This window comes from Variovorax sp. YR752 (assembly GCF_943372545.1).
Window position 1 is genome coordinate 1 of record NZ_CALRZC010000357.1, and the last position, 5518, is coordinate 5518.

Below are 5518 nucleotides of genomic sequence, written 5' to 3' on the forward strand. Positions count from 1 at the left end.
GCCACCTGCGAGCGCACGAGGTTGGCCACCTCGTCGACGAACTGGTCCACGGCCCCGTCCGACTTGATGTCGCGCAGCCGCGCCGCCATGGCGGGCGCGGTCATCGCGGGCTGCTTGGTGGCCAGCGTGAGGTGCAGCAGCTGGATCGCGACGAAGCTGGCCGCATACATGAGGCCCGAGATCAGTCCGCTCCAGAAGGCCGACAGCGCCAGCGCATAGATGCCGAACTTGGCCAGCACCGTCAGCGCGGTGAACGCGCCGCCGCCGGCCGCCTTTTTCACCATCTGCAGGTAGCTGCGGCGGTCGCGGGTGATGTAGTGCTCGCCGGTCTCGGCGCTGCGCTCAGTCACCTTGGCCGCGAGCATCGACGAGTTGGACGCGATCAGCGCGCGGATGCTGTTGCGCTCGCCGCCCGCCAGCACCAGCTTGCCGACGAGGCGCGCCATGCTCGGCCCGGGCACGGGCGAGATCAGGCAGTCGAGCAGCTCGCGGATGCGCAGCACGCGCTCGCGCAGCTGGCGCAACCGGAACACCAGGCCGACCGAAATGCCGTTGTCTTCCAGGTGCGTGTAGACCGACGAGGCGCTGGAACGGCAGGCGTCGAGCCGGTCGCGGAAGGCCACGAAGGCGGCCTGCAAGGCGTCTTCATCGCGCGGCTGCGCGAACATCTGCTCGCGCAGTGCGTCGAGGTCGGACATGAGCGCATGAAAAGAGCGCGCCTCGCCCGCTTCGGGGCTGATGCGCAGCCGCAGCTCAGGCGAGAAACCCGTCGCCACCACCTGGCTGCAGCAATAGGTGACCGCGTCCATCACCGTGTGGCGCCAGCGCGGCGACCCGTCGTGCGCGGGCGCGGCGTCGGACAGCAGCGCGCCGATGCGCGCGAGCTGGGTGTCGTCGAGCAGCGCGATCCAGCCGGCGTCGAACACGCCGGGCAGCACCAGCCGGAACAGGTCCGAGGCGTCGGTGGTCTCGGGCGTGCCGGGCAATATCTTGCGCCGCATGCGTTCGCCGAATTCGCTCAGGAAGGCGGTGCGCGGCGCAAAGCCATAGTCGGCCAGCAGCGCCGTGAGGTCGACCGCCTGCGTGAACGCGCGCCACCAGGCGCGCAGCCGTTCGCACAGCTCGGGCCGGGCCTCGACGGCGTCGAGCAGCAGCTGCACGCGGCCGATGGCCGCCTGCGGCGAGGCGCGGTCGCCGCGCAGCCAGTCGAAAAGGTTGATGAGCCAGATGTGGCGCTGCGCCACATCGGCCGTGGGGTCGAGGCCGGCAAGCAGCCCCTGCAAGTCGCGCGATGCGGCAGCCATGGGGGAGCGTAGAAAAGGGAAGGGCCGTGCGCTCAGTGCAGCACGCGGGAGACCGGGGCGCCGCCGATGTCGGCTTCGAGCACGAACATCGGAACGGGCACGTCGAAACGCTCGCCTTCCTCGGTCACCACGAAGAAGCTGCCGTGCATCGTGCCGCTGGCGGCCTGCAGGCGGCAGCCGCTGGTGTAGCGGAACGACTCGCCGGGCGCCAGCAGCGGCTGCTGGCCGATCACGCCGAGGCCCTTGACCTCCTGCGGATGGCCCGAGGCGTCGTTGATGAGCCAGTGGCGCGCGATCAATTGCGCGCCCACCGTGCCCACGTTGGTGATGGTGATCGTGTAGGAGAAGGTGTAGACGTTGTCCTTGGGCGAGGACTGGTCGGCCAGGTAACGCGGTTCGACCTGTACGCTGAAGGGGCTGTGTGACATGGGGCGCATGGTAACGGAGGCCTTTCCTCGGATTTCCGTCGGCTGCGAGAATCCGGGGTTATGAGCAGCACCCCGTTCCGCATTGCGCCCTCCATTCTTTCCGCCGACTTCGCGCACCTCGGCCAGGAACTGACCGACGTGATCGCGGCCGGCGCCGACTGGATCCACTTCGACGTGATGGACAACCATTACGTGCCGAACCTGACCTTCGGCCCCATGATCTGCCAGGCCCTCAAGCCCTACGCCAAGACCGCCGACGGCACGCCCGTGCCCATCGACGTGCACCTGATGGTCCAGCCGGTCGACGCACTGGCCGCGTCTTTTGCGCAAGCGGGCGCTGACTACATCAGCTTCCACCCCGACGCATCGCCCCACACGCACCGCAGCATCCAGGCCATCCGGGCCGCGGGCTGCAAGCCCGGGCTGGTGTTCAACCCGGGGCTGGGCCTGGAGGCGCTCGACTGGGCCATCGACGACATCGACCTGATCCTCATCATGAGCGTCAACCCCGGCTTCGGCGGCCAGAGCTTCATCGACTCGGCGCTGCGCAAGATCGAGCAGGCGCGCAAGCGCATCGAACAGAGCGGGCGCGACATCCGCCTGGAAGTGGACGGCGGCATCAAGGCCGACAACATCGCGCGCGTGGCCTCGGCCGGCGCCGACACCTTCGTGGCGGGCAGCGCCATCTTCAACGCCAAGGACTACGGCACGGTGATCCGCGACATGCGCCAGCAGCTGGCCACCGTCAAGGTCTGACCTTGCCGTCGGGCGTGCGCTCGGGCGTCAGCCCGCGGTCGGTGTCGACCACGCCGCGCTCCACGTCTTCGTAACCGCGCCGGCCCTTTTCGGGCGGCTGGCCGTCCTGCATCGCCTGGCTGTCCGACGACTGGTCGCGCTCGTGCGGCAGGCGCGGCGCCGATTCACCGTCCTTTTCGACGCGGGTGGTGTCCTTCTTGTCCTTGCGCGGCGGCTGGGCCATCGTGTGCTCCTTCAAAGTTCGGGTCTGGCACCAGCTTGCGCGGTGCCCCGCCACAGGGCGGTAGGACAGGCGGGGACGCGGCTGTAGGTTCGCGCTGCGCGCCCGCCGCATCCCGGGGTTTTGTCTTTTGCGCGGCAGGAGTCGCCTCCGCATAATCGCCCGATGTCCACCGCCCTCTTCGACGACGCCGCGACCGCCACCGACAGCCTGCGCCTGCACACATTCGCGTCGCTGAACCCGGGCCCGCGCCTGCTCGTGATCGGCGGGGTGCATGGCGACGAGACCTGCGGCACCGAGGGCATCGCGCGCGTGCTGGCCGAGTTCAACAGCGGCGCGCTGCAGTTGCTGCAAGGCGAACTCACCCTCGTGCCCGTGGCCAACCCGCTCGCGCGGCGCCGCCTGCAGCGCGAGGGCCAGCGCAACCTCAACCGCCTGTTCCGCCCGAGCGACACGCCCGCCGACTACGAAGCCCGCATCACCAACCGGCTGGCACCCGTCATTGCGCGCCACGACGTGCTGCTCGACCTGCATTCCTTCCAGAGCGAGGGCGAGGCCTTCGCCATGATCGGCCCACGCGACAACAGCGGTTCTCTCGAACCCTTTGCGCGCGCGCAGGAAGAAGGCCGGCTCGCGCTGCACATCGGCACGCCCATCGTCGTCGAGGGCTGGCTCGACATCTACGCCGCCGGCCTTGCGCAGCGCGGCGCCGCAGTCGACGAGGCCGCCATCGACTTCGGCCGCGGCACCAACGAATACATCCGCAGCTGCGGCGGCTACGGCGTCACGCTCGAATGCGGCCAGCACCAGGACCCGCAGGCGCCGCAGGTGGCGTGGGCGGCCATCCGCCGCACGCTTGCGCTGCTGGGCATGGCGGCGCTGCCGCCGGGCCTGTCGGGCGCGCCTGCGCAACCGCCCCAGCTGCTGCGCCTGGCGAGCGTGACCGACCGCCTGCACGAAGACGACAGCTTCGTGCGCGACTGGGCCACCTTCGATGCCGTGCAGCGCGGCGAACCCGTCGGCATGCGGCACGACGGCACGCTGGTCAGCGCGCCAGACGACGGCTTCATCGTGTTCCCGAACGCCCTGGCGCTGCCCGACGCCGAGTGGTTCTACTTCGCGCGGCCCAGCGAGCGCGTGCTCGACCCGGGCGCCTGAGACCCACCGCGCGCATCAGCGCATCGGCGCCGTCGGCGCTGTCGGTGTCCTCCTACCGAGGGCGCCCACCTTCTCCCACAGACGGGGAGGGGCGCCCACTACGGGGACGCGGCCGCGCCGAACCTAAGCTCATCCTTTGCCGACCGACCGGGGCGCTGTCCCGTGGCGTCGGGCGCACCGAGCCGATCGACGCGATCACTTTCTCCGAGGGAACACATCATGGAATTCTCGACACTGTTCGACACGCTCATGGGCACGTGGGGCGATGAAATCCTGGTCTGGGCCGTCGCGGCCGTGACCGGCTGCATCGGCCTCATCGCCGTGGTGAATGTCCTGGACATCTTCATCGGCAGCAGTGGCGGCAGCGCCAGCGGCAACAGCAACGAAGTCAGCTGAGAGAGAGCGACACGACGTGCCCAGAACCCCCATGACCCCCCAGAACAAAGCGGCCGCAGGCCGCCGCGCCAGCACCACCAAGGCCGGTGACGGCGCCAACGCCAAGCAGCTGCAGCTCGACGGTTTCACCACCGAGCACCCCACGCACCTGACGACCAACCAGGGCCTGCAGATTCCCGACAACCACAACTCGCTCAAGGCGGGTGTGCGCGGGCCGACGCTGCTCGAAGACTTCATCCTGCGCGAGAAGATCACGCACTTCGACCACGAGCGCATTCCCGAACGTGCCGTGCATGCGCGCGGCTCGGCGGCGCACGGCTACTTTCAGGTCTACCAGTCGATGTCGCAGTACACCTGTGCCGACTTCCTGCAGGACCCCGATGCCAAGACGCCCGTGTTCGTGCGCTTCTCGACCGTGGCCGGCTCGCGCGGCTCGGCCGACACCGTGCGCGACGTGCGCGGCTTTGCCGTCAAGTTCTACACGCGCGAGGGCAACTATGACCTCGTCGGCAACAACATCCCCGTGTTCTTCATCCAGGACGCGATGAAGTTTCCCGACCTCATCCACGCCGTCAAGCCCGAGCCGCACCACGAGATGCCGCAGGCCGCGAGCGCGCACGACACCTTCTGGGACTTCGCCTCGCTCATGCCCGAGAGCACCCACATGCTGATGTGGGCCATGAGCGACCGCGCCCTTCCGCGCAGCCTTCGCATGATGGAAGGCTTCGGCGTCCACACCTTCCGCTTCGTGAACGCGCGCGGCGAGAGCCACTTCGTGAAGTTCCACTGGAAGCCCAAGCTCGGCGTGCACGGCCTCGTGTGGGACGAGGCACAGAAGATCGCCGGCAAGGACCCCGACTTCCACCGTCGCGACCTCTGGGAGGCCATCGAGCAGGGCCACTTCCCCGGGTGGGAACTCGGCGTGCAGCTCATCGCGCCCGACAAGGCCGAGTCGCTCGGCTTCGACCTGCTCGACCCCACCAAGCTCATCCCCGAAGAGATGGTGCCCGTGCAGCGCATCGGAAAGCTGGTGCTCAACCGCAACCCCGACAACTTCTTCGCCGAGACCGAGCAGGTGGCGTTTCATCCGGGCCACGTCGTGCCCGGCATCGACTTCAGCAACGACCCGCTGCTGCAGGGCCGCCTGTTCAGCTACACCGACACGCAGATCTCGCGGCTGGGCGGTGCCAACTTCCACGAGCTGCCGATCAACAAGGCCGTGTGCCCGTTCCACAACATGCAGCGCGACGGCATGC

General features: G+C 68.8%; 7 protein-coding genes. 4 read left to right on the forward strand and 3 right to left on the reverse strand.

Annotation, left to right across the window (positions count from 1 at the left end; translation table 11 throughout):
• Positions 1-1304, reverse strand: a 1304-nt coding sequence (locus AAG801_RS39955; RefSeq protein ID WP_341893425.1) for a recombinase, incomplete at its 3' end; no start/stop codon positions are given.
• Positions 1305-1336: 32 nt separating this feature from the next.
• Complete coding sequence (apaG, locus tag AAG801_RS39960) at positions 1337-1732, reverse strand: Co2+/Mg2+ efflux protein ApaG (RefSeq protein WP_101490148.1); 396 nt, start codon at positions 1730-1732, stop codon at positions 1337-1339.
• A 60-nt stretch (positions 1733-1792) separates the two neighbouring features.
• Between apaG and rpe the strand changes: the two genes are divergently transcribed.
• The gene (gene rpe / locus AAG801_RS39965) at positions 1793-2488 is read left to right on the forward strand and encodes a ribulose-phosphate 3-epimerase (protein ID WP_192194699.1); all 696 of its coding nucleotides are present in this window, start codon (positions 1793-1795) and stop codon (positions 2486-2488) included.
• Here the strand turns inward: rpe and AAG801_RS39970 are convergent.
• On the reverse strand, positions 2478-2711 hold the full coding sequence (locus AAG801_RS39970) for a hypothetical protein (RefSeq protein ID WP_341893426.1): 234 nt from the start codon (positions 2709-2711) through the stop codon (positions 2478-2480). The two genes, rpe and AAG801_RS39970, sit on opposite strands and share 11 nt — an antisense overlap.
• A 162-nt stretch (positions 2712-2873) precedes the next feature.
• Here AAG801_RS39970 and AAG801_RS39975 point away from each other — a divergent pair, with 162 nt between their 5' ends.
• From AAG801_RS39975 to AAG801_RS39985, 3 genes are all read left to right on the forward strand, one after another.
• On the forward strand, positions 2874-3866 hold the full coding sequence (locus AAG801_RS39975) for a succinylglutamate desuccinylase/aspartoacylase family protein (RefSeq protein WP_341893427.1): 993 nt from the start codon (positions 2874-2876) through the stop codon (positions 3864-3866).
• Positions 3867-4085: 219 nt separating this feature from the next.
• The gene (locus AAG801_RS39980) at positions 4086-4262 is read left to right on the forward strand and encodes a hypothetical protein (RefSeq protein ID WP_200937667.1); all 177 of its coding nucleotides are present in this window, start codon (positions 4086-4088) and stop codon (positions 4260-4262) included.
• A gap of 31 nt (positions 4263-4293) precedes the next feature.
• On the forward strand, positions 4294-5518 hold a 1225-nt coding region (locus AAG801_RS39985; RefSeq protein ID WP_341893428.1), incomplete at its 3' end, for a catalase.